The organism is Acinetobacter sp. FY683, assembly GCF_059515885.1.
Genome location: NZ_JCAKNA010000002.1, coordinates 75,617 through 98,768, shown reverse-complemented (window position 1 = coordinate 98,768; position 23,152 = coordinate 75,617). Strand labels below are relative to the sequence as shown.

Here is a 23,152-nt window from a genome sequence, read left to right as displayed (position 1 = left end):
AAAAAAGCCTCTTTAAAAGAGGCTTTTTATTTATCTAAAACTATTGTCTTCAGAATTGGCTGAAATTCTGTGGATAGATAAGTCTGCACCTATATATTCTTCTTCTTGGCTTAAACGTAAACCTATGGTGAACTTCAACATACCATAAACCAAGAACCCGCCCGTTAACGCAACTGTAATCGCAATTGTGGTGCCAATAATTTGAGAAATCATAGAAATATGACCTATTCCGCCTAACCATTGTTGACCAAATAAGCCAACAGCAAGCCCACCAAAAGCACCACATACACCGTGTAATGGCCAAACGCCCAATACATCATCAATTTTTAATTTGTTTTGTGTGTAAGTAAATAATTTAACAAATATAAGACCCGCTAGTGCACCAATAATAAATGCCCCAAAAGGATGAACAACATCAGACCCTGCACAAATGGCAACTAAACCTGCTAGTGGTCCATTGTATAAGAAGCCTGGGTCATCTTTACCTGCAATTTTGGCTGCCAGTGTTCCGCCAATCATTGCCATTAACGAGTTAATAGCAACAAGACCAGAAATGGCATCTACACGTTGGGCACTCATTACATTAAAACCAAACCAACCGATAATTAAAACCCAAGAACCTAGAGCTAAAAATGGAATAGATGATGGTGGGTGGGCAACAACACGACCATCATTTTTATAACGTCCATGACGGGCACCAAGTAAAATCACAGCTGCCAAAGCAATCCAACCACCCATTGCATGCACAATAATAGAGCCTGCAAAATCATGGAAACTTGCACCAAAATTATTTTCCAACCATTTTTGGACACCAAAATTACCGTTCCACATCATCCCTTCAAAAAATGGATAAACTAAAGCGACTAAGAATAATGTTGCGATGGCTTGGGCTTTCATGTTTGCACGTTCCGCAATACCGCCTGAAATAATGGCAGGTATGGCAGCAGCAAAAGTGAGTAAAAAGAAGCAACGCATTAAGTTATAGCCATGATCTGCGGCTAAGGTTGTTGCACTGTGGAAAAAGTGTTGACCGTAGGCAAGATAGTAGCCTACTAAAAAGTATGCAGTGGCTGAAATAGCAAAGTCCGCTAAAATTTTACTTAAGGCGTTGACTTGGTTTTTATGTCGAACAGTACCAAGCTCTAAAAATGCAAATCCTGCGTGCATGGAAAGGACTAAAATTGAACCAAGTAGGAGAAAAAATAAATCTATATTTTGCATGGGATATCTCAATTTTGTGCGTGATTTCACAAATTGAGAGTCAGTATATAGAGCAAATTTGAGAGTAAAAGAGTGATTAATAAGGGAAATTATGATGATAAATTACATGGAATTAAGAAGACTCGATATAAGGCAATAATATAAAGTCTAGTTCTAAAATGGTGCATTATTTCTATTAAAAGAAAGGGAATAGATTTTAATTTTTATATATTTAATTTGAACATTTATTCAGAAATAGTTTAATGCTAATAAATGGTGCAATATGATGTACAGTAGAAATTAGGAATTAATTCTTCATTAAAATATTTTGTATGTAGTACTTATTTGGTTTTCTTAAGTTAACAAAGAACATTTTGCTTCTAAGAAGAAGAAAGCCCATGCATGATTGATATAGTCTAGCTCATCAATTTAAATGTGATGAAGTACACAAAATAAACAGTAATAAAATATTTTTTGGCTAGACTACGAAAAAATTACTCAACTTTGGGATAAATATTATGACTCAAAAAACATTACTTGTAACAGCGCTAGCTTGTCTATCTCTTACGGCATGTTCAACAGTAGAAACTTCAAAAACTATTCAATCGCCTCAAGTAACATCGGCAACTTCTGCTGTACGTTATAACGGAGTGAAAATACCTGTTTCAATTGGTAAGTTTGATAACCGTTCAAACTACATGCGCGGTATTTTTTCAGACAATACTGACCGTTTAGGTGGTCAAGCAAAAACAATTTTAGAAACACATTTACAGCAAACAGGTTATTTCTCGGTTTTAAACCGTGACAATTTGTCTGCATTACAGCAAGAAGCAGGTTTTTCAAAATCAAACCAAGCCATTAAAGGTGCACGTTATGTATTAACAGGTGATGTATCTGAGTTTGGTCGTAAAGAAGTGGGCGATCATCAACTTTTTGGTATTTTAGGTCGTGGTAAAACACAGATTGCTTATGCAAAAGTGAATTTAAATGTTGTAGATGTAAAAACGGCTGAAGTGATTCATTCGGTACAAGGTGCGGGTGAATATGCACTGAGTGAACGTGAAATTTTAGGTTTTGGATCTAACGCATCTTACGATTCTACTTTGAATGGTAAGGTTTTAGATTTAGCTGTTCGTGAAGCTGTAAATAATCTTGTTTTAGATATTCAAACTGGCAAGTGGTCTACTCGTTAATAGGTTTTAACTGATGAAAAAAACAGTTTTAGCTCTTATTGCATTGAGTCTTTTTCTTGTTGGATGTGGTGGTGGAAATCCTTCTTTGTATCGTTGGGGAGAATTTCCTCAACAAACTTATAATTATATGAGTGGCAAAGAGAAGACTTCACCTTTAGAACAAATTACACGTCTTGAAAAAGATGTAGAAATATCTAAAGCAGAAAATAGAGCAGTACCACCTGGGTTATATGCACATTTGGGTCTATTGAATTTAGATATTCAAAACTCACAACGTGCTGCCATGTATTTTGAATTAGAGAAACAGGTTTATCCTGAATCTACGGTATTAATGAATCGTTTGTTACAGCGTATGGGTGCAACAAATTCGAGTGGAGTGAAAAAATGAAAAAGTTAGGTTTTTTCACTTCTATTATCTTAAGTTTGGTTTCTACTTATTCATTTGCCGATCAAGTTGAAGATCGTACAGCTTATTTGTCGAATATACCTGTGTCTATTGTGGTTTTACCACCCATTAATGAGTCGCCAGATACACGTGCAACCAATGGCTTTTGGTCTACAGTAACGCCACCACTTGCAGAAGCAGGATATTATGTTTTTCCTGTAACTGTTGTAGACACTATGTTGAAAGAAAATGGTGTGACCAATGGTTTTGATGCACAAAGCATTCCTTTAAAAAAGCTGAAAGAAATTTTTGGTGCGGATGCTGTAATGTATTTAAAAGTGAAGCAATATGGTTCTAAGTATCAGTTGATTGATTCTGTTGTAACTGTTGAGGTTGAAGCAAAATTGGTTGATTTAAATACAGGAGCTTTGTTGTGGGAAGGGCAGAATAAGCAACGCCAAGGTAGTAGTGATGGTAATAATTCTTTAGCGGGTATGTTAGTTTCTGCTTTGGTGAATCAGGTTTCGAATCAAATGAGTGATGCGGGTTATGATGTTTCTCGTGTTGTGAGTTCTCATTTGTTTAGGGTTGATGAGCGAAAGAAAGGGTTGATGTATGGACCGAGGTCTGTGAAATCGGTGAAAAATTAAAAGAAAAATCCCCTAGCTTTAGGGGATTTTTTATGGGAGAAGCTTACGTTCTTTTCGTAAGATGAAAGTAATAGGAATTTTTATTTATTAGAGGGAGATGCTTATTGCAATTTCCTCTCCCTTGCGCAGCAGTACTGCTTATCTTCTAAAAGGAGAGGGAATAGCTCCAAGCTCCCTCTCCCTGAGGGAGAGGGTTGGGGTGAGGGAGAAATAACTCAGAATTTATTACTTTACTTTTGATGGATCAAAAGTAACAAAAATCCTTTGTCCGTTAGAGGGCACGTCCGTGTGCGCCTAACGAACGGGCGACATCCATGTCGCAGATCATTAGTAGGCATACTTCTAAAATTTAAACTTAATCAGGCTTAATGGCATATGTTTTATCGATTGTGTACTATGGCAAAAATATGCTTGATAGAAGTTAAACTCTGCTCTTTTATGTTCATAACATTTCTGTTTAATGATTTCTATAATTCTAATTTTATCTTTCTCAGAGGTATTAATTCCAAAAATTAGACCATTTAAAGAAGAAAATTCGTATCTTAGTGTTCTATCTTTGGGATTGGTGTAGTCATAGCAAAATTCATCTAAAATCAATCGATATTCATTTTCATAACGCCAATCTTTTGATTTTCTAGTTATATTTTGGATAAAAGTATCATGGTAGTTTTCATGCCAAACATGATAGTTTTGATAGATTGTATTTCGTAAATAACTGGTTTCACCTTTAAAATTTATTAGCCAATTTCTATCTAAATCAAGTCTGTTAATACAACCTAAAGATGTAAAAAAATTAAAGGAATTAGGTCTTTTATCATATTCGATACGATGAAACTTTAGCGGTGTTAGTTTTTGCTCATAAGTATGGGATTCATTACTAAAATCTGGGGTGTACAACTTTAGAGTTGAGAGCGCATTACACTTTTCTGAATTAAATATTAGGCAAACACCAGTATGATGTGAACCATAGGATCCCCAAACGGAAGAAGATTGACTGGATTCATAATTCATAATTCATGAAGCAGGCAGCGTACCAATTGCGATGCATTAATTTTTTAATTTTTTCTAGGAAAAAGTTTGGAAAACTTTTAACAAAAAACTCTTGTTTAAAAGTCATTTTTTTGGGTGCTAAATTCTGAAGCAAATCTAATTGTTGATTTGGAGAAGTCATTACTTGAAATATTAAAGGTCGCTCATATTGAGAAAGCGTATCTAGTAGATGAAAGAACTCCTCGTTAAATTGGCTGACTTTTGACAAATCAAGTAATTTTGAATCAAATAAAGGTTGTGAAAATTGAGAGTAAATTTCATTAACGGCTTTTAGAGCTATGAGGTGGATACTTCTTAAATATAGACTAATTTCATCCCAAGAAAATTTACGCTCTTTTTTACTGAGTTCTGTAAGAAAATTAACAGCTTCAGATTTATTAAAGAAACTATCAAAAATTTTTTGTAAGTGTAATTTCAGAGGGGGAGGAATTTTATCCCAATTATAAAAAAGTTCTAGGTGTGTAGGTTCTTTGTATCTAAGTTTAGGGGGATGTAAGAGGATATCCTGAATAACTTGGTCTAATAGAAATAAATAATTTTTAAAAAAATTAGTCCAAACAATTTCATCTCCTTGGAAGTAAATATCATGATAACCTTCCATAGGATCATTTTGCTCACTTGGTGAAGCAAAATAAATTTCCTGATTTTCGAGTTCTTTATATTTTCCTAATAAATTATCTAGTGATCTAAATCGATAAAATTTCATATTTTATTCATAACAAAAAGCCCCACTTAAATATAGCAGGGCTTTTTGTAAGTGTCTAAAAATTAAGACACTTTGTCACCAGCTTTAGCACCAGTTTCAGGTGAAATCACCCAAACACCTTCGCCATTACCCGCAGCTAAAACCATACCATTTGAAATACCAAAACGCATTTTACGTGGTGCAAGGTTAGCAACCATCACCACCAATTTGCCTTTTAAATCTTCAGGTTGGTAAAACTCACGAATACCACTAAATACGTTACGTGGCTCAGCTTCGCCTACATTTAAAGTTAATTGAAGAAGCTTGTCAGAACCTTCAACCGTAGTCGCTTCTAAAACTTCAGCCACACGTAAGTCAACTTTCATAAAGTCTTCGATGCCAATGATTTCAGCTTCGCCTACTTTAGGTTCAGGCTTTTTCTCAGCGACTTTCTTTTCTTTTTTCTTTTCAACTTTTGGTGCTTCAGCAGGGGCAGCTAAAGAATCTTTAGACGCATCTACCATAGCAGCAACTGCTTTCGGGTCTACACGTTGCATTAACGGTTGGAACAATGCAATTTCGTGTGTAACTAAAACTTGCTTACGAGATTCAAAATTGAAGTTTTCTAATTGTAAGAACGCTTGAACTTGATCTGCCAAAGTAGGCAATACAGGCGCAAGGTAAACAGCCAATTGACGGAATAGGTTAATACCTACAGAACAAACGTCATGAACTTGTTGTTCTTCACCTTCAATTTTAGCTAAAGCCCAAGGCTTTTTCTCATCAATATATTGGTTTGCTTTGTCTGCAAGCGCCATAATTTCACGAATAGCAGCAGAGAACTCACGGTCTTCATACGCTTTCGCAATAGAATCGCCTGCATCTATAAAGCTTTGTACCAATTCAGGTTCAGCACAAGTTGCACTTAATTTATTATCAAACTTAGTATTGATGAATTTTGCACAACGACTCGCAATGTTTACAACTTTACCAACAAGGTCAGAATTCACTTTTTGAACAAAATCATCAAGGTTTAAGTCAGAATCTTCAACTTTGTCAGACAGTTTAGATGCAAAGTAGTAACGTAAATATTCAGGGTTTAAATGCTCTAAATACGTTTCAGCTTTAATGAACGTACCACGAGATTTCGACATTTTTTGACCATTTACAGTCAAGAAACCATTTACGAATAAGCCAGATGGCGTACGGTAGTTTGCACCTTCAAGCATTGCAGGCCAGAACAATGCATGGAAATAAACAATGTCTTTACCAATGAAGTGATACACCTCATTTTTAGAATCTTTTTTCCAGTAATCGTCAAAGCTTAATTCAGGGCGTTTAGTTTTAATGTAGTTTTCAAAACTAGACATATAACCAATTGGCGCATCTACCCAAACATAGAAATATTTGTTTGGTGCATCTGGAATTTCAAAACCAAAATATGGCGCATCACGTGAAATATCCCAATCGTTTAAGCCATTGTCGAACCATTCATCTAACTTGTTCGCAATAGAAACAGGTAAACGACCTTCGTCACGTGTCCATTTTTGTAAGTATTCTGCAAAATTTGGAAGTTTAAAGAAGTAATGATCTGAAGATTTTTCTACAGGAGCAGCACCGCTTAAAGTCGATTTTGGATTGAGTAATTCAGTTGCGTTATATGTTGTTCCGCAAACTTCACATGAGTCGCCGTATTGATCTTCCGCTTTACATTTAGGGCATGTGCCTTTAATGAAACGGTCAGACAAGAACATGCCTTTTTCTGGGTCAAATAACTGAGAAACAGGACGAACTGCAATATTGCCTGCTTCGCGGTTTTTAATATAAATTTCTTCAGAACGCGCTTTGTTTTCTGCGCTATTTGTAGAGTCATAATGGTCAAAGTGAACACCAAAACCATCAAAATCACGAATATGTTCTTTTTGAACATTGGCAATTTGCGCTTCTGGTGAAATGCCATTTGCTTCGGCACGTAGCATGATTGCTGTACCGTGAGCATCATCCGCACATACATAAGTCACGTTATGACCCATTGCACGCATGGCACGAACCCAAATATCTGCTTGGATATAACCGAGTAAGTGACCCATATGGATTGGACCATTGGCGTAAGGAAGGGCGTTAGTAACTAAAATATTACGCACGGATATAACTCTCTCATTCGTATTTTATGCAATGGGCGTAATTTTACATGAGATAGCGCGCAGATGCACAAAGGTTTCAGCGAAATCTTTTCATAAAGTAAATATTTATATATTGCAAAGGCAATAACAGTGATAATAGCCTATTAAAGAAATGCCGAAAGAGTGATAAACCCATGATCGATGATGATTTTGATTTCGACCAACCTGTAACGCGTATTCCGCAAAATGAACAGCGTAATAAACAGCTGGGTAATCATATTTTAAAAGAGGCAGAGCAATATTTAGAAGCCATTTCGGCAGAAGAACATAAGCATTTAATTCAGTCGCTAAAAGCATTGGTAGCGAATGAAGAATACTTTACTGTTTTGGCAGAACAGCTAGACCAACCTTTAGGTGAAAAAGTTGCCAATGATGCTTTAAATTTACTGTACTTTTGGCGTGAAAACCAAAACTTTGAAAATGCAGCAGAATTTAAATTATTAGATGTGATTAACGGTGAGCATTTTCAGACTGAAATGTTAAAAGCCTTTGATGCACTTGAAATTGGTGAAACCAAAGCACAGCGTAGATTAGTAATTCTTGAAGCATTAAAGCTTTATAAATTAGGTTTTTATGCAGGCTGTATTCCTGTTTTATATTCGCAGTTAGAAGGTATTTTAACTGAAGTGCTTTTACAAACAGGTTTCTTAAAGCAAAACGGTACCAAGTTTGTCGATGTTTATAAAATTGTACCTGGTTTAAAAGGTAATGAAATTAAAAGCTTATGGCATAAGTCTAAAATTGCTGTTGAATTGAACCGTTATTTTGCAGAAATTAATGCTTATAAAATGGATAGTAGTTCTGTAGTCACGGCAACGCGTCATAATATTTTACATGGCACGGATGTTGAACATTTTAACCAAGAACGAAGCTTTATTTTGTTCATTTGGTTGTTCTCTGCGGTAAGTTTTATGAGTACGGTTCGCGCTTAACAAATAATTTCAATTGAAATAAAGCAGTTTATTTTTCTTGTGAAATAAGCTGCTTTATTTTTGTCGCTTTTTCAAAATGATCAAGTTTATGTGTTTGAATCCACCACGTTGCAACGTGCATTAAAGTTTCAGGGTCATCATTTTTATTGGCAAAAAAAGCATAAAAAGATAAGCCAACCGTTTCACCTTTCTTTGCTATTTTCTCATCACAAATTCTCAGTATTTTTTCTTTGATTAAACAATTCAGCATGCTATTTCTTTTTTATGAAATGAAAGGTGAAAAAACAATATACGCAAATTTATGTATCTCGTTTGTTATGATTTGATGATTTAGGATGTTTTTTACACTTTTATCTGTATAAATAATAGTTAAATTAACTTAATAACAATGAGGATTTAAAAATGTCGAATACAAATAATTTAGATGATTTAAAAAACAAAGTTGCTGAACTTGGTGAAGATGTAAAGCTAAAAGCTAAAGAAGTTCAGTTAGAAGGTGAAAAACTCGTAGATGATGTAAAGCATTCTGCAAAAGAAGCAAAGCTTGAAGGCGAAAAAGCGTTAAATGATTTAAAAAAAGATGCAACGGAACAGCAGGGTGATTTAAAAGATAAATTAGATCATTTCAAAACTGAAGCGGGTCAAAAGTTAGATGAAGCAAAGTTAAAAGCCAATGAACTAAAGCAAGATGCTTCTGAAAAACTAGATGATTTAAAAGTTCAAGCAACGGAAAAATTAGATGAGCTTCAGAAAAAAGCATCCGATTTATTTAATAAGTTTAAAGGTTGATAGTTGAATTTACGGTTCGCTGAATTGCTATATTTATAGCAAAAGAATATGCCACAGGATTTCAAATTTCTGTGGCATTTTTTATGGAGAATATTTAGAAAATAGAGAATGAAAAACCAAAAACCAACTATTTTTGTCAGAATTATAAAAACAGTGGCGAACTTTACTTAACCTTCTTCTCAATAATCGTTAAACTATAACATTCTGCTGTATTTCCAGACTTGGAGTAATTGTATGTCGTGGCTTTCTTCACTTAAATCTGTCTTTTCGCCTGCAAAAGGGGTAAACGAAGAAGAAATCCAAAATGTGCTTCAAAACTATGTTTTGCCAAATTCGACAAATGCATTAAAAGATCGAATTACTCAGGTGAATGTAGAAGGAAATATCTTACAAATTACAATTAATACAGTGCCTGCAGAAGCAGATGACCTACAAAAAATTCATGATGATTTAGCCGATGCTTTAGAAAAGTGTGGCATTACAGAATTGAATATGCATGTGATTCAACAAAAAACTGGAAGTTGTGGTCATGACCATAAAGAAGGTGAAAGCTGTTCTACACCAAAAGCAGAAACAACAAAAACAAATCTACCTCCTGTAGTTGATGCTTCTGGTTCTGCACAAACACCTGAAGAAGATCCGAATAATCCGCCTATTCAAAAAGCCGCACCGCAACAGCGTGATGTGCCAAAACATCCACGTATTCAAAACGTGATTTTGGTGTCTTCAGGTAAAGGTGGTGTTGGTAAATCTACAACCACAGTAAATATTGCACTTGCATTACAAAAGCTTGGTTTAAAAGTTGGTGTATTAGATGCAGATATTTATGGTCCAAGTATTCCTACAATGTTAGGTAATGCTGGTCGTACACCCATGATTGAAGCAGAACAATTTGTGCCCATTGAAGCCTATGGTATGGCTGTACTTTCGATTGGACATTTAACAGGGGATAACAATACTCCTGTTGCATGGCGTGGTCCTAAAGCAACGGGTGCATTGATGCAGTTGTTTAATCAAACTTTATGGCCTGACTTAGATGTACTTGTGATTGATATGCCACCAGGCACAGGTGATATTCAATTAACATTGGCACAGCGTATTCCAGTAACAGGCGCAGTGATTGTGACTACTCCGCAAAATGTTGCGTTGCTTGATGCAACAAAAGGGATAGAGTTATTTAATCGTGTGCAAATTCCAGTGATGGGTGTTGTTGAAAATATGTCTACACATGTTTGCTCGAATTGCGGTCATGAAGAGCAAATTTTTGGTACAGGTGGTGGCGATAAACTTGCTGAGCAATATCAAATTCCACTTCTTGGTCGCCTACCATTAAATGCTCAAATTCGTGAAAATGCCGATGCAGGCAAACCATCTGTGATTGCTCAAGATGCAGCAGCAGAGAACTATATGGAAATTGCAAAGAAAATTGCAGATAAATTACCAAAAGTTGAGAAAGATCAAAGCCGTATCTTTTAAGTCTATTATTTAAATAAAAAAACTCATCGAAAGATGAGTTTTTTTATGCCTAACGAATCAGTGAAGCATTCAAAATCCGATGGGCGGTTGAAAAACGTCTTAATTTAGGATTATTTACTCTATTTTAAATTTTTAAAATAGAGTTCTCCCAGTAACAACAGAATGGTATTTACAATGCGTTCTTCTAAAATTTTAGCGGCTGTAGTCATCTCTTTAGGTTTTGTTTCTTTTAATGCTTCTGCTGCAATGATCAACAATGTAGATTTTCCTGCTGAATTTGTTCAAGCAAAAGAAAAAGCTGCTTCGGTTAATCAAGAGCAAGTTATCGCATCTACAGCGGAAGTAAATAAATAATATTTATTTATGAAACATTTAAGAGGGCAATAGCCCTCTTTTTTAATATCAAATAATATGCTTTAAGTTGATGCGTTGAGTTAAATATTAATATTTTAAGTAAAAAAAAAACAAAAAAATTGAGAGCTTTTTATATATTTGCTTAAAAAGAAAACGACGTGACTTTGCAGTTCTAGTCTATTGAATTTTGATAAAATTAGATCAAGTTATTGAAATAGATCTAAATATTTAATTTTTAAATAAAAATGATAATTCCTTCTTACAATTAAATTTTTGCTAAGCTTTCTAATCTGATCTATTCTTCGAGGATTCTTTGGGTGAGGTCTTTGCATGATTTCATGGTTATTTATCGGTTTAGTGGTGACTATTCTTTTGACACCAGGACCAACAAATACGTTGCTTGCATCGTCAGGTATACAAGTTGGTGTTAGAAAATCTTTCCGATTAATTCCATCTGAAGCATTTGGCTATCTTATTTCAATTACAGCATGGGGCTTTTTAATTGGTAAAGTTTCCACGTATTTACCTTTGCTACCAGTAATTTTGAAATTATTTAGTGCAAGTTATATTGTATATTTGGCAATCAAGCTTTGGCGTACTGCCAATATTGAAGTGAGTTACGCTCAGCCTGTTATTGCTGCAAAAGAATTATTTTTGGCAACGTTGTTAAACCCGAAAGCACTTTTATTTGCAACTGCAATTTTCCCTGCATTGGCATGGGTAAATATGAATTATTATGTCGCACATATGCTGGCATTCTTAATACTTATTGTACCTATTGCATTTTTTTGGACTTATATTGGTTCAGTCTTAGCATCGAATAAAATTCGCTGGTTAAACCAAACGAATCTTCAAAAAACAGCATCTTTGGTTTTATTGAGTTTTTCAATCCCTTTAAGTTATTCTGCAATTTTAAGTCTCTAATTGGGACATTTTTCTTATTTCGTGAATTGAGTTGAAGTTAAGGTGAATAGACTTATTTGCATTAAGTCAGATTTCAGTTAAAGTACATCGCAGTGAATTATTTAGCATTATTTGGATAGAACTCAATGGCAATTAAATCGGATCGCTGGATTCGCGAAATGAGCGAAAAACACGGCATGATTGAACCGTATGCAGAAAACCAAGTGCGCTTAGATGAAAATGGTCAAAAACTAATTTCTTATGGCGTTTCTAGTTATGGTTATGATGTACGTTGTGCACGTGAATTTAAAGTATTCACAAACGTACATTCTGCAATTGTAGATCCAAAAAACTTTGATGATAAATGTTTTGTCGATATTGAAGCAGATGTTTGTATTATTCCACCAAACTCATTTGCTTTAGCACGTACAGTAGAATATTTCCGTATTCCACGTAATGTATTGACTGTTTGTTTGGGTAAATCGACATACGCTCGTTGCGGTATTATTGTAAACGTAACACCACTTGAACCTGAGTGGGAAGGTCACGTTACTTTAGAATTCTCAAACACAACAAATCTTCCTGCTTATATTTATGCAGGTGAGGGTGTTGCTCAGATGTTGTTCTTCGAATCTGATGAAGTATGTGAAACATCTTATAAAGATCGTGGTGGTAAATACCAAGGTCAAACCGGCGTAACTTTACCTAAAGCTTAATGTTTTAAATAAAGTAAAAAAATCCCGCTAGTTAGCGGGATTTTTTGTATTTAGTCTAAGTTTTTAGTTTCTTTTCACTCCCTTATAAAAAGAAATGAAAAGAAAAAACGAAGTTAAATATTTTTATTTAAGAATTAGTTTGCAACTTTAGCAAGTAACTCTTCTTTGCTTAAGTTTGTAGATTCTGCATCTCTACGACCTTTATATTCGAATGTACCTGCATCCAAACCTTTTTCGCCAATGACGATACGGTGTGGAATACCTGTTAATTCGATGTCTGAGAATTTAACACCCGGACGTTCGTTACGGTCATCAAGTAATACATCGTAGCCTGCCGCAGTAAGTTCAGCATAGAGTGCTTCAGCAGCTTCTACTGTACGTGGAGATTTGTGTGCATTCATTGGAACAATAGCAACGTCAAAAGGTGCAATGGCAGCAGGCCAAATAATGCCTTTGTCATCGTAGTTTTGTTCAATTGCAGAAGCAACAACACGTGTAACACCAATGCCGTAACAACCCATTGTTACAACTAAAGGTTTACCATCATCACCCAATACTTTACAGCCTAAAGCTTCTGAGTATTTTTGACCCAATTGGAAGATGTGACCGACTTCAATACCACGTTTAATTTGAATTGTGCCTTTGCCATCTGGAGATGGATCGCCTTCAACAACATTACGTAAGTCATAAACTTCTGTGAATTGAGCATCACGTTCCCAGTTTACGCCTGTTGCATGTTTGTCTGCTTCATTTGCACCTGCAACAAAGTCAGAAAGAACAGAAGCTGCACGGTCAATAATTACCGTTAAGCCTTTTTCTTTTAGACCTTGTGGACCACAGAAACCAGGTGTTAAGCCAAATTTTGCAATTTGTTCTTCAGTAGCAAAAGTAAGAGGAGATGCAATTAAAGGATGTTTTTCTGCTTTAATTTCATTGAGTTCGTGGTCACCGCGAATAAACAATGCAACAACAGGAGTTTCTTTGCCTTCTTCTGCAACACCTTGTACAAGTAATGCTTTAACAGATTGAGCAGGATCTGAATTTAAGAATGCAGATACGTCTGCAATTGTTTTTTGATTTGGTGTATCAACAATTGTTAATTCTTGTGTTGGTGCAGCGCGTTCGCCAACTAAAATAGCTTCTGCCATTTCCACGTTAGCAGCGTAGTCAGATTCTGTAGAGAATGCGATATCGTCTTCGCCACTTGAAGCCAATACGTGGAATTCGTGAGAACCTGAACCACCAATAGAACCTGTGTCTGCTTGAACAGGGCGGAAGTTTAAGCCCAAACGTGTGAAAATTTTGCAGTATGCATCGTACATTACGTCATACGTTTCTTGTAATGATGCTTGGTCTACATGGAAAGAGTACGCATCTTTCATAATGAATTCGCGTGAACGCATTACGCCAAAACGTGGACGAATTTCGTCACGGAATTTTGTTTGAACTTGGTAGAAGTTTGCAGGAAGTTGCTTATAACTTTTTAATTCGTTACGTGCTAAATCTGTAATGACTTCTTCGTGTGTAGGTCCAAGTACAAAGTCGTTTGTATGGCGGTCTTTAAAACGTAATAATTCTGGACCGTATTGAACATAACGACCTGATTCTTCCCACAAAGAAGCAGGTTGAGTCACAGGCATAAGGACTTGAAGAGAACCTGCACGATCCATTTCTTCGCGAACAATCGCTTCAACTTTATTTAATACGCGAACGCCCATTGGTAACCAAGTATATAAACCTGAAGCCAATTTACGAATCATCCCCGCGCGTAACATAAGCTGATGCGAAATAACTTCAGCATCATTTGGGGTTTCTCTTAACGTTGCAAATAAAAAGCGACTCGCGCGCATGGAAACTGTCCTAATCAATTTTGCGTGAAAGCAAAGAGTATACAATAAAAAATGAGGTGAGAATTTGTGTATCTCACCCCAATATTTTGGAAAATATGGTCTAGGGAAATTATGACATGAATTTTTTAGTTTGACGCATCATAAAGTTTTTAAAATCGTCTAAATAGGTAAAAATCACAGGAACAACAACTAAGGTGAGCAGTGTAGAGGTAATTACACCACCAATTACTGCATGTGCCATAGGTGCGCTTTGTTCGCCACCTTCACCTAAACCAAGTGCTAGCGGTACCATACCCATCACCATTGCGCTTGTAGTCATTAATATTGGACGCAAACGTGTTTTTCCTGCCTCAATAATGGCGTCATAGCGACTTGTGCCTTTATCCATTGCCTTTTTAATAAAGTCGATGAGTAAGATGGCATTTTTAGTGACCAATCCCATAAGCATAATAATACCAATAATGGAAAATAAGTTCATGGTCGAATTAAACAAGAATAAGGCAAGGAATACGCCAATAAGTGATAAAGGTAAAGATGCCATAATTGCAGCAGGATGAATAAAGCTATTGAACTGTGAACCTAGCACAATATAAATAAACACAATAGATAGCGTAATTGCAGTTAGGGCATAACCTGCCGATTCTGCCATATCTTTGTTTGAACCTTGCGTGTCGAAGCTATAACCAATAGGCAGTTTGAAATATTGCTGAATTTTAGCAATGTCACCGCCAATATCTCCCGTAGGGCGACCCGAGGTATTTGCTTCAATTAAAATTTCACGAGATAAATCACGACGGTTAATTTGAGATGCACCTAAGGTTTCTTCAAATTTCGCAACAGATGCCAAAGGAACAAGAATTGGATTGTTATTTGCATCGGTTTTTTGCGAGCTTAAATACATGTTTTGCACATCACTTGGTAGGCGACGTTGATCTTCCGTTAGACGTAAATTGACATCGTAAGTTTCACCATTTTCATCTTGCCAAGTGGTGACATCATCACCCGCAATTAAGGGGCGAACCACATTGGCAATTTGATTCACAGAAAGTCCTAAATCACTGGCTAATACACGATTAATTTGTACATTTAAGGTCGGTTTGGGTTCTTTAAATGAACTTTCTAAATCGACAATACCATCGACTTTTGAAATTTCAGCCATAAAACGGTCTGAAATTTTTTGAAGTTCATTTAAGTCAGGACCTTTGATAGAAATCATTACAGGTTTTTTACCACCTGAAACCACTTCATCTGCCGAAGCAATAGAGGTCACGGTAATACCTGCAACCGATTTTAAGCGGTCACGAAACTCATTATTTAAGTCAGATAAAGTTTGAGTTCGTTCAGAACGAGGCGTGACAGAAACACGAATACTGACATGATTTTTCCCTCGATCTGTTGCACTGTTAATAGATCCGTAAGTGACTTTTACTTCAGGGTGTTGACGAATAATAGCATCGACTTGTTGTAATTTAGCTTGAGAATATTCTAAAGATGCGTTTACAGGTGTTTCAAATTTAATGCGAATTTCACCTTTGTCTGGAACAGGAACGAACTCTGTACCTACAAATTTAGATAATCCTAAAGCGCCAAATAGTGAAGCCACAGCAATGAGCAAAGTCATTAAACGGAATTTAAGTGCAAGTTTTAAAAGCTTTTCATAATAGATGTTCAGTCGATCAATTTTGCCTGAAATCCAACTAAAAAAACGCTCTATACGGTTGGGTTTTTTATTTGGATTATGCTTTTCTGCCCAATGTGCGGAAAGCATAGGATCAAGCGTAAAACTTACAAACATTGAAATAAGAACAGCAATACTTACAGTTACACCAAATTGATAGAAGAAGCGTCCAATAATACCGCCCATAAAGGCAACAGGTAAGAAAACTGCAACAATGGTTAGCGTGGTTGCTAATACGGCTAAACCAATTTCTTTCGTGCCATCTAATGCAGCAGTCACATGATCTTTCCCCATGTCTGCATGACGTACAATATTTTCCCGTACCACAATGGCATCATCAATAAGTAAACCAATACTTAAAGATAGAGCAAGGAGCGTCATCATGTTAATGGTGAAACCAAATGCCCAAATAAAGGCAAGCGTGCCCAATAAAGAAATAGGTAGGGTTAAACCTGTAATGACGGTAGACCTGAAAGAACCAAGGAAAAGCAGAACAATTAAAATGGCTAAAATAGCACCTTCAATAATCGTTCGTGCAACATCTTTAATACTCCCTCGAATACCTTTGGAACTGTCTACTACAACTTTTGCTGTTGTGCCTTTAGGAAGCTGTTCTCTAATCGTATCTAAAGTTTTATACATGTTATCGACAACATCAATAACATTGGAATCTGAGCTTCTTAAAATGTCTACAGCCACAGCAGATTGACCATTTAAATAAGCACTAGACTCCATTTCTGCTTGGCTGTCTTCAATAGTTGCGACTTGTTTTAAATAAATAGGCGCACCATTTTTATTGGCAATAATTAAATCACCAAATGCAAATGGATGAATAACTTTAGACTTAATTTCAACAACAAGTTCAGAGTTTTTCTGTTTTAGTGCACCACCAGGAATATCAACATTTTCTGCTTTTAGGGTATTCATGACTTGGTCTATACCAATACCAAAGCTTTGTAGTTGTTGAGGATTGACCTGTATGCGGATTTGACGTTGTGCATCGCCCAATAAGTTAACTGTACCTACGCCTGCAACGGTTTTTAGTTGAGGAATAATACGTTGATTTAAATAAGAACTTAAATCGCGAAGCGACATATTATTTGACTCAAACACAATAGACATAACTGGGCTAGTGGTTGGGTCGTATCGTTCTACTATAGGGTCTTGAATTTCATCACGAAATTCTGCCGTTACAGGTGCAATTTTATCTCGGACATCTTGTGCGGCAACAGACGAGGAAATATCTAAATTAAACTCTGCAATAATCATAGATAAGCCTTCGCTAGATTGCGATATGACTTGTTTTAGACCTGAAATTGTATTGATCTGGTCTTCCATTTTTTTTGTAATTTCAGATTCTACTGTTTCAGGTGATGCTCCTGGATAATTGGTATAAACCACAACAAAAGGGAAGTCGACATCGGGAAATTCTTCAACCCCCATGCGTTGCCAAGAAGATAGACCTAATACCATCAAACAAAACATCATCATGATCGTAAAAACGGGATATTTCACACTGATTCGTGTTAACCACATAAATAAGTATCCTAATTTTTAGTTTTTATTGATGATCACTTCTTTGTGAATGTCTTGATCTGTAAATTTAATTCGGCTAATGACATCGTTAGCTTTTAAGCCAGAAATAATTGCAGAATTATCGCTGTAGCGTTGTTCTAAAACCTGAATATTTGCTTTGGTAATTTTATTTTGACGGATCACCCAGACATAGGGTTGAGTCGTAATATTTACAATACTATCAAGAGGAATAATTTGTCCTGAAATGTGTTGAGAGGATAAAATATTTCCATCCACAAATGCACCAATACTTAAAGAGTTTATCTCTGTAGTCGGTTTGGCAAAAAACTCGATTTGGCGGCTATTTAAATTGGCAATAGGGGATATTCGAGAAATTATGGCAGAGAATTTTTTTGCATTACCTTGAATATTAAATTCAACCTCTTGTCCAATTTTTAATGCTGATTGAGCATCACTTGGAACGTTAGCTTGCAATTCTAATTTGTTGATATCAACAATTTCAAAAAGAGTTTGTCCCGTTGCAACAGTTTGACCAGGTTCAATTTGACGTTTTGTAATGACGCCGTCAATGGGGCTTGTGATTACACCGTCTTGATTGGCTTTTTGTGCAATATTGACATTGGCTTGTTGAGCACGTGCATTTTCTAATTGGCTTTTATAATCAAGTTCACTTTGTTCATATTCGACTTTGGAAATAAACCCCTGATCTAATAAACGCTTTTTGCGTTGCATCATGCTTTGGGCTTGATTGGCTTGTGCCTGTGCAGAATTGAAGTTTGCCTGAGCTTGAGCAAGTCGGGCTGCATTGTCTTGATTGTTTAAGCGAGCCAGTATTTGTCCTTTTGACACACTTTGACCAACTTCAGCATTAACAGATGTAGCTGTAGCTGTTACTTGGGCTTGAATGCTACTTTGATTCACAGCACGAATAGTACCTGTGAACGCGGTTTTTTCTATGGCGCTGCCATTTTTAAATTGAATTAAATCTGCTTGAATCAATTCAATTTTATTGTTTTCTTCGGCTTTTGTGGTTGGTGTATTTTTACTGCAAGCACTTAAAGCAAGACATAGACATAGTGTGGTCATGCGAATAGGTGTACATAAATTTTTTTTTAGACATATTGCTTTAAGTTGCATTCACTAACCCTTGTTCTATATGTACCTGAAAGTTCAATTTATTCAATTGCTTTAAGACGTGCAATAACTTTGTCGTACTCAGCCTGTGTGTTTAAGTAACTTACTTGTAATGATTGAATATTTTCTTTTAACGAGCTTAAGTTATTAAGATTGTAGGTAAGGTTATTTTTAAGTTGTTCAGGAACAGCTTTTCCTTTGCGGGTATATTCCATTTCATCACGTTTAAATTGAACACGGTCATTTTGTAATTGTTTGAGTTGTGATTGTTGAAAGCTAATTTGTTTTTTAATGGACTGTAGAGCGATATCACGCTTTTGTGTGGCTACTTTGCTGTTGTTATATGCTTTCTTTAATTTTTGATCATTTTCTAATTGCTTTGCTTGGGCGGCTCGTTGAGGTGCTTGTTTTAAATCTGCCTCGACATTATACGCTCGATTTTTTCTGATCACTTGCATGTTTTTATCTAAAGCTTCATAACCTTGACGAATGTGTGCTGGAGTAACACTTGAACTTATGTTTGCAATCCCACGATTATCATAATAACGGTACCAAACAGCATTTGCTGAATTGTTTGCAAAAATTACAGTTGGATACAAGCTAAGAACGGTTAGTAGAATAATTTTTTTGATTTTATGATTGTGTAGATTAACTACCCAATTCAAGTTATGCTCATACCAGTTCATCTTTTTCCCCAATATAAAGTTGACTAAATTACTTATTTTAAAGTAATAATGAATTAATTTTAGTATAGTTTCATCCATATTAACTTTATATCACTCAAAAAAAAATCGGTGAATCTTATAAAGTGTGAAGCTGTTTGTGTATTACTAGTAAAAGTGTAAATTTGTAATAAATATGTTCATTGAAAGTACAAGTGAAGATATGTTAAAAATACCTACAATCTGTATTGAATTACAAATAAATCGCTTATCCAAAAATGAGAAGGGTCAGTTAAATGGACGATAAACACCAAAATCTTAAAGTTATGGTGATTGATGACTCAAAAACTATTCGACGTACTGCAGAAACTTTATTGCAACGCGAAGGTTATGAAGTTGTCACTGCAGTAGATGGTTTTGAAGCGTTGTCTAAAATTGCTGATGCGAATCCGGATATTGTATTTGTTGATATCATGATGCCACGCTTAGACGGGTATCAAACTTGTGCTCTCATCAAAAACTCTCAAAACTACCAAAATACTCCAGTCATTATGTTATCTAGTAAAGATGGCTTATTTGACCAAGCGAAAGGTCGTGTTGTAGGTTCTGATGAGTATTTAACTAAACCATTTAGCAAGGATGAATTGTTAAACGCGATTCGTAATCACGTTTCTGCATAATATAAATGGTTGTTATTGGGGAAAATTATGGCTCGTATTCTAATTGTAGATGACTCACCAACAGAAACATTTCGTTTTAAAGAAATATTAACTAAGCATGGATTTGAAGTTCTAGAGGCTACAAACGGTGCGGATGGTGTTACTGTTGCACAAGCTGAGTTACCAGATTTAGTTCTTATGGATGTGGTCATGCCGGGCGTGAATGGTTTCCAAGCTACACGTCAAATTGCTCGTGGTGATACAACAAAGCATATCCCAATTGTAATTGTGAGTACCAAGGATCAGGCGACTGACCGAGTTTGGGGCAAGCGCCAAGGTGCAAGTGACTATTTAACAAAACCAGTAGATGAAAACCAGTTAATTGAAGTGATTAAACAACAACTCAATGCAGGGTAAAATATGGCATCGAATGGATTTATCGAATTACTTCGGTTGTCTAAGCGTGGGAATAAAACCTACGCTTCAACTGAAAATGAAGTAAACCGATGGTCTGGCATTGCTTTTGAAATAATGGGGCAATATTTTGTTGCTCCATTAGGGGAAGTATCTGAAGTTATTTATCCACCCAAATATACACTCGTTCCAAACACTCAACCTTGGGTAGTTGGTCTTGCAAATATTCGTGGACGCTTACTGTCAATTTCCGACTTGGCGCATTATATTTCAGGTAATAAAAGTCAAAATACACGTACTCAAAAGGTTATGTGTATTAGCCATAACGATCATTATGTCGGTTTAGTTGTAGATCAGGTTTTAGGAATACAACACTTTAATAAGAAAAGTTTTTTCTCTAAACATCAAAATTTAGAAAAAAATTTACAAGAATACTGTCAGGGTTATTTCCAACAGCATAATCAGCAGTGGAATGTTTTCTTATTTAGTCAATTGTTGAAGAATCCTAAATATTTGAATGCAGCAATGAATTTTTAAAAAATGAATAATCGTAACCTTATTGTATAGGGCTAAAGTTTGTAATTTGGGGGAAAGCTGAATGGGCTTTAAGTTTAAAAAGAAAAAAACGGGCGAAGTCAATCCAAAAAAAGAATCGGCATTGGCAAAAAAACTTCAACCGCAAATTGATCAGTATGCACGTGTATTTGGTGATACAGATAAATCTAAACCGTTACTTTTAGCTGCGGCTATTGCTCTCGTTATTGCAACACTTAGTCTTTTATCCCTGTTCTATACAGTACCTCATTCAAATAACTTAACTCAAAGTTTGGGTGATTTACGTTTGTTATCTCAAACAGTATCTCGTCAGGCAACAGAAGCAACAGCATCTGGTACAAAAGAATCTATTGATAAATTAAAAACATTACAGTCTGAATTTAATCGTAATTTAGAAGTTGTAAAAAGTGGTCATTCATATTCTGCAGAACTTGAAGCTGTAGAAACTGATTGGGCTAAAATTTCAAGAAACATTGACTTAATTGTTTCACAACAAAAATTCATTAACACCTTATATGACACAAACATTGCTATTGGTGAAGCTATTCCGGGTATTCAGGCGGAATATAACTTGATGGTTGACCAAATGGCACGTCAAAACTTACCAAGTAGTCAGGTTATTATTGCGAAGAACCAGGTATTTCTTGCAGAACGTATTTTACGTTCTATTAGTTCGGTATTGGTTGGTGTCGAAAACTCTCGTGAAACTGCCGATGACTTTAGTGTGGATACAGAAACATTCGGTTCATATTTAAAAGCACAGTTAAATGGTAGTGCAGAGCTAGGTGTACAACGTATTTCAGAACCTGATTTACGTGCATCATTAGAAAGTATTGAAACAGACTATAATAATGTATTGAAGTCTGCTGCAGCTGTTGTATTAAAAAACTCAAACCAAATTGTACAAGTTCGTAAAGCATCTTCTGAAATTTTTGCTAAATCAGATGAGCTATTGAAAAATTTAAATCAAATTTCAAGTGGTTCAGGCTTATATATTGTTGTTCCTGCAATTGTATTGATTTTGGCACTTGTTGCATTCTTAGTTGTTGTTTATAAATTATTGACACTTCGTGGTGATTCAGATAAACAACGCGTTACACGCTTACAAGACGAATATGATCGTAACCAAAACGCAATTTTACGTTTACTTGATGAGATTGCCGATTTGGCAGATGGTGATTTACGTTCATATGCAACAGTATCTGAAGATTTTACAGGTGCAATTGCCGATTCCATTAACTTCGCGATTGACCAATTACGTGACCTTGTATCGCGTATTAACGACACATCACAAGAAATTGCACAATATACTGCGAACACACAGGGCATTACGAACCAGTTAGCAGAAGCTTCTGAGCATCAGGTGCAAGAAATTGCAGGTGCATCTGCCGCAATTAACGAAATGGCACTGTCAATTGACCAAGTATCATCGAACGCAGAAGAATCTGCTTTGGTTGCAGAACGTTCAGTACAAATTGCATCTAACGGTGCGGAAGTTGTAAACCGTTCTATCGATGGTATGGATATCATTCGTGAACAGATTCAAGAAACGTCTAAACGTATTAAGCGTTTGGGTGAGTCTTCACAAGAAATTGGTAACATTGTTGCCCTGATTAACGATATTGCCGACCAAACGAACATCTTGGCATTGAACGCAGCAATTCAAGCGTCTATGGCAGGTGAGGCTGGTCGTGGTTTCGCCGTGGTTGCCGACGAAGTACAGCGTCTAGCTGAACGTTCAGCATCTGCGACTAAACAGATTGAAACACTTGTTAAAACCATTCAAACAGATACAAACGAAGCCGTTATTTCAATGGAACAAACGACTTCGGAGGTTGTACGTGGTGCGAACTTATCTAAGGATGCGGGTGTTGCCTTGGATGAAATTCAAACCGTATCGAATAGTTTGGCAAAACTTATTGCAAGTATTTCCGATGCAGCAAAACTTCAGTCTGCGTCTGCAAGTCATATTGCAACAACGATGAACGTTGTACAGGAAATTACATCGCAAACAACAGGTGCTACATTTGATACGGCACGTTCGGTATCTGAGCTTGCAGGTATGGCAGAATCATTACGTGAATCTGTAACTGACTTTAAATTACCTGAATAAGGCTTAACAGCTTGGGGACGGTGTATCGATTTTTA

The 23,152-nt window shown here is 36.0% G+C and carries 22 protein-coding genes; 13 read left to right on the top strand and 9 right to left on the bottom strand.

All coding sequences use genetic code 11. The annotated features are described in order from the left end of the window. Positions 1 to 30: 30 nt before the first annotated feature. Positions 31 to 1,221, bottom strand: coding sequence for an ammonium transporter (locus AC5YDH_RS01475; RefSeq protein WP_496116498.1), 1,191 nt, complete (start codon positions 1,219 to 1,221; stop codon positions 31 to 33). Between the two features lie 497 nt (positions 1,222 to 1,718). On the opposite strand from AC5YDH_RS01475, the gene AC5YDH_RS01470 reads away from it, so the two are divergent. The 3 genes from AC5YDH_RS01470 to AC5YDH_RS01460 are packed head-to-tail and all read left to right on the top strand — an operon-like array spanning position 1,719 to position 3,428. Beyond that, complete coding sequence (locus AC5YDH_RS01470) at positions 1,719 to 2,393, top strand: CsgG/HfaB family protein (protein WP_496116497.1); 675 nt, start codon at positions 1,719 to 1,721, stop codon at positions 2,391 to 2,393. A gap of 13 nt (positions 2,394 to 2,406) precedes the next feature. Next, on the top strand, positions 2,407 to 2,781 hold the full coding sequence (locus AC5YDH_RS01465) for a DUF4810 domain-containing protein (protein WP_496116496.1): 375 nt from the start codon (positions 2,407 to 2,409) through the stop codon (positions 2,779 to 2,781). Then, positions 2,778 to 3,428: a DUF799 domain-containing protein gene (locus tag AC5YDH_RS01460; protein ID WP_496116495.1), complete on the top strand. Its 651-nt coding sequence runs from the start codon at positions 2,778 to 2,780 to the stop codon at positions 3,426 to 3,428. Before AC5YDH_RS01465 ends, AC5YDH_RS01460 begins: the two co-directional genes overlap by 4 nt. A 342-nt stretch (positions 3,429 to 3,770) precedes the next feature. On the opposite strand, the gene AC5YDH_RS01455 is transcribed toward AC5YDH_RS01460, so the two are convergent. The 3 genes from AC5YDH_RS01455 to metG form a co-directional block, all read right to left on the bottom strand. Next, positions 3,771 to 4,439: a DUF2971 domain-containing protein gene (locus AC5YDH_RS01455; RefSeq protein WP_496116494.1), complete on the bottom strand. Its 669-nt coding sequence runs from the start codon at positions 4,437 to 4,439 to the stop codon at positions 3,771 to 3,773. After that, positions 4,429 to 5,184 (bottom strand): hypothetical protein, encoded by a 756-nt coding sequence (locus AC5YDH_RS01450; protein ID WP_496116492.1) that lies wholly within the window; start codon positions 5,182 to 5,184, stop codon positions 4,429 to 4,431. Before AC5YDH_RS01450 ends, AC5YDH_RS01455 begins: the two co-directional genes overlap by 11 nt. Positions 5,185 to 5,246: 62 nt before the next feature. After that, positions 5,247 to 7,307, bottom strand: coding sequence for a methionine--tRNA ligase (gene metG, locus AC5YDH_RS01445; protein ID WP_496116491.1), 2,061 nt, complete (start codon positions 7,305 to 7,307; stop codon positions 5,247 to 5,249). Positions 7,308 to 7,480: 173 nt separating this feature from the next. On the opposite strand from metG, the gene AC5YDH_RS01440 reads away from it, so the two are divergent. After that, positions 7,481 to 8,278, top strand: a complete 798-nt coding sequence (locus tag AC5YDH_RS01440; RefSeq protein ID WP_496116489.1) for a hypothetical protein — start codon at positions 7,481 to 7,483, stop codon at positions 8,276 to 8,278. Between the two features lie 28 nt (positions 8,279 to 8,306). Here the strand turns inward: AC5YDH_RS01440 and AC5YDH_RS01435 are convergent, their stop codons facing one another. Continuing rightward, complete coding sequence (locus tag AC5YDH_RS01435; RefSeq protein ID WP_496116488.1) at positions 8,307 to 8,528, bottom strand: DUF6500 family protein; 222 nt, start codon at positions 8,526 to 8,528, stop codon at positions 8,307 to 8,309. Between the two features lie 152 nt (positions 8,529 to 8,680). Here AC5YDH_RS01435 and AC5YDH_RS01430 point away from each other — a divergent pair, with 152 nt between their 5' ends. The 5 genes from AC5YDH_RS01430 (at position 8,681) to dcd (ending at position 12,516) form a co-directional block, all read left to right on the top strand. Continuing rightward, positions 8,681 to 9,067 carry a hypothetical protein gene (locus AC5YDH_RS01430; protein ID WP_496116487.1) on the top strand — a complete coding sequence of 129 codons (387 nt, stop codon included), beginning with the start codon at positions 8,681 to 8,683 and terminating at the stop codon, positions 9,065 to 9,067. Between the two features lie 234 nt (positions 9,068 to 9,301). Next, positions 9,302 to 10,543, top strand: coding sequence for an iron-sulfur cluster carrier protein ApbC (gene apbC, locus AC5YDH_RS01425; protein ID WP_496116486.1), 1,242 nt, complete (start codon positions 9,302 to 9,304; stop codon positions 10,541 to 10,543). Between the two features lie 174 nt (positions 10,544 to 10,717). Beyond that, the gene (locus AC5YDH_RS01420; protein WP_496116485.1) at positions 10,718 to 10,897 is read left to right on the top strand and encodes a hypothetical protein; all 180 of its coding nucleotides are present in this window, start codon (positions 10,718 to 10,720) and stop codon (positions 10,895 to 10,897) included. 330 nt (positions 10,898 to 11,227) lie between these two features. Beyond that, positions 11,228 to 11,821, top strand: a complete 594-nt coding sequence (locus tag AC5YDH_RS01415; RefSeq protein WP_496116484.1) for a LysE family translocator — start codon at positions 11,228 to 11,230, stop codon at positions 11,819 to 11,821. Positions 11,822 to 11,946: 125 nt separating this feature from the next. Then, complete coding sequence (dcd, locus tag AC5YDH_RS01410) at positions 11,947 to 12,516, top strand: dCTP deaminase (protein ID WP_152875746.1); 570 nt, start codon at positions 11,947 to 11,949, stop codon at positions 12,514 to 12,516. Positions 12,517 to 12,650: 134 nt separating this feature from the next. On the opposite strand, the gene AC5YDH_RS01405 is transcribed toward dcd, so the two are convergent. The 4 genes from AC5YDH_RS01405 to AC5YDH_RS01390 form a co-directional block, all read right to left on the bottom strand. Next, a complete protein-coding gene (locus AC5YDH_RS01405) occupies positions 12,651 to 14,366 on the bottom strand; it encodes a proline--tRNA ligase (RefSeq protein ID WP_496116483.1) in 1,716 nt (571 codons plus the stop codon). A gap of 109 nt (positions 14,367 to 14,475) precedes the next feature. Next, complete coding sequence (locus AC5YDH_RS01400) at positions 14,476 to 17,580, bottom strand: efflux RND transporter permease subunit (protein ID WP_496116482.1); 3,105 nt, start codon at positions 17,578 to 17,580, stop codon at positions 14,476 to 14,478. A gap of 18 nt (positions 17,581 to 17,598) precedes the next feature. Continuing rightward, entirely contained in the window at positions 17,599 to 18,717 is a 1,119-nt protein-coding gene (locus AC5YDH_RS01395; protein ID WP_496116481.1) for an efflux RND transporter periplasmic adaptor subunit, read from the bottom strand. A gap of 38 nt (positions 18,718 to 18,755) precedes the next feature. Continuing rightward, a complete protein-coding gene (locus tag AC5YDH_RS01390; protein ID WP_496116480.1) occupies positions 18,756 to 19,400 on the bottom strand; it encodes a hypothetical protein in 645 nt (214 codons plus the stop codon). Positions 19,401 to 19,672: 272 nt separating this feature from the next. Here AC5YDH_RS01390 and pilG point away from each other — a divergent pair, with 272 nt between their 5' ends. From pilG to AC5YDH_RS01370, 4 genes are all read left to right on the top strand, one after another. Beyond that, positions 19,673 to 20,056, top strand: a complete 384-nt coding sequence (gene pilG, locus AC5YDH_RS01385; RefSeq protein ID WP_154772849.1) for a twitching motility response regulator PilG — start codon at positions 19,673 to 19,675, stop codon at positions 20,054 to 20,056. Between the two features lie 27 nt (positions 20,057 to 20,083). After that, complete coding sequence (locus AC5YDH_RS01380; protein WP_496116478.1) at positions 20,084 to 20,452, top strand: response regulator; 369 nt, start codon at positions 20,084 to 20,086, stop codon at positions 20,450 to 20,452. A gap of 3 nt (positions 20,453 to 20,455) precedes the next feature. Next, entirely contained in the window at positions 20,456 to 20,986 is a 531-nt protein-coding gene (locus AC5YDH_RS01375; protein WP_496116477.1) for a chemotaxis protein CheW, read from the top strand. A 61-nt stretch (positions 20,987 to 21,047) separates the two neighbouring features. Beyond that, positions 21,048 to 23,117: a methyl-accepting chemotaxis protein gene (locus tag AC5YDH_RS01370; protein ID WP_496116475.1), complete on the top strand. Its 2,070-nt coding sequence runs from the start codon at positions 21,048 to 21,050 to the stop codon at positions 23,115 to 23,117. The last annotated feature ends 35 nt before the right edge of the window (positions 23,118 to 23,152 follow it).

What these genes read in the sequence shown, in the direction of transcription:
- apbC (WP_496116486.1), top strand. Translation starts at nt 9,302, where the DNA reads ATGTCGTGGCTTTCTTCACTTAAATCTGTCTTTTCGCCTGCAAAAGGG.
- AC5YDH_RS01465 (WP_496116496.1), top strand. Translation starts at nt 2,407, where the DNA reads ATGAAAAAAACAGTTTTAGCTCTTATTGCATTGAGTCTTTTTCTTGTT.
- dcd (WP_152875746.1), top strand. Translation starts at nt 11,947, where the DNA reads ATGGCAATTAAATCGGATCGCTGGATTCGCGAAATGAGCGAAAAACAC.
- AC5YDH_RS01405 (WP_496116483.1), bottom strand. Translation starts at nt 14,366, where the DNA reads ATGCGCGCGAGTCGCTTTTTATTTGCAACGTTAAGAGAAACCCCAAAT.
- AC5YDH_RS01415 (WP_496116484.1), top strand. Translation starts at nt 11,228, where the DNA reads ATGATTTCATGGTTATTTATCGGTTTAGTGGTGACTATTCTTTTGACA.
- AC5YDH_RS01470 (WP_496116497.1), top strand. Translation starts at nt 1,719, where the DNA reads ATGACTCAAAAAACATTACTTGTAACAGCGCTAGCTTGTCTATCTCTT.
- AC5YDH_RS01440 (WP_496116489.1), top strand. Translation starts at nt 7,481, where the DNA reads ATGATCGATGATGATTTTGATTTCGACCAACCTGTAACGCGTATTCCG.
- AC5YDH_RS01455 (WP_496116494.1), bottom strand. Translation starts at nt 4,439, where the DNA reads ATGAATTATGAATCCAGTCAATCTTCTTCCGTTTGGGGATCCTATGGT.
- AC5YDH_RS01420 (WP_496116485.1), top strand. Translation starts at nt 10,718, where the DNA reads ATGCGTTCTTCTAAAATTTTAGCGGCTGTAGTCATCTCTTTAGGTTTT.
- pilG (WP_154772849.1), top strand. Translation starts at nt 19,673, where the DNA reads ATGGACGATAAACACCAAAATCTTAAAGTTATGGTGATTGATGACTCA.
- AC5YDH_RS01430 (WP_496116487.1), top strand. Translation starts at nt 8,681, where the DNA reads ATGTCGAATACAAATAATTTAGATGATTTAAAAAACAAAGTTGCTGAA.
- AC5YDH_RS01460 (WP_496116495.1), top strand. Translation starts at nt 2,778, where the DNA reads ATGAAAAAGTTAGGTTTTTTCACTTCTATTATCTTAAGTTTGGTTTCT.
- AC5YDH_RS01380 (WP_496116478.1), top strand. Translation starts at nt 20,084, where the DNA reads ATGGCTCGTATTCTAATTGTAGATGACTCACCAACAGAAACATTTCGT.
- AC5YDH_RS01475 (WP_496116498.1), bottom strand. Translation starts at nt 1,221, where the DNA reads ATGCAAAATATAGATTTATTTTTTCTCCTACTTGGTTCAATTTTAGTC.
- AC5YDH_RS01370 (WP_496116475.1), top strand. Translation starts at nt 21,048, where the DNA reads ATGGGCTTTAAGTTTAAAAAGAAAAAAACGGGCGAAGTCAATCCAAAA.
- AC5YDH_RS01395 (WP_496116481.1), bottom strand. Translation starts at nt 18,717, where the DNA reads ATGCAACTTAAAGCAATATGTCTAAAAAAAAATTTATGTACACCTATT.
- AC5YDH_RS01450 (WP_496116492.1), bottom strand. Translation starts at nt 5,184, where the DNA reads ATGAAATTTTATCGATTTAGATCACTAGATAATTTATTAGGAAAATAT.
- AC5YDH_RS01375 (WP_496116477.1), top strand. Translation starts at nt 20,456, where the DNA reads ATGGCATCGAATGGATTTATCGAATTACTTCGGTTGTCTAAGCGTGGG.
- AC5YDH_RS01435 (WP_496116488.1), bottom strand. Translation starts at nt 8,528, where the DNA reads ATGCTGAATTGTTTAATCAAAGAAAAAATACTGAGAATTTGTGATGAG.
- AC5YDH_RS01400 (WP_496116482.1), bottom strand. Translation starts at nt 17,580, where the DNA reads ATGTGGTTAACACGAATCAGTGTGAAATATCCCGTTTTTACGATCATG.
- AC5YDH_RS01390 (WP_496116480.1), bottom strand. Translation starts at nt 19,400, where the DNA reads ATGAACTGGTATGAGCATAACTTGAATTGGGTAGTTAATCTACACAAT.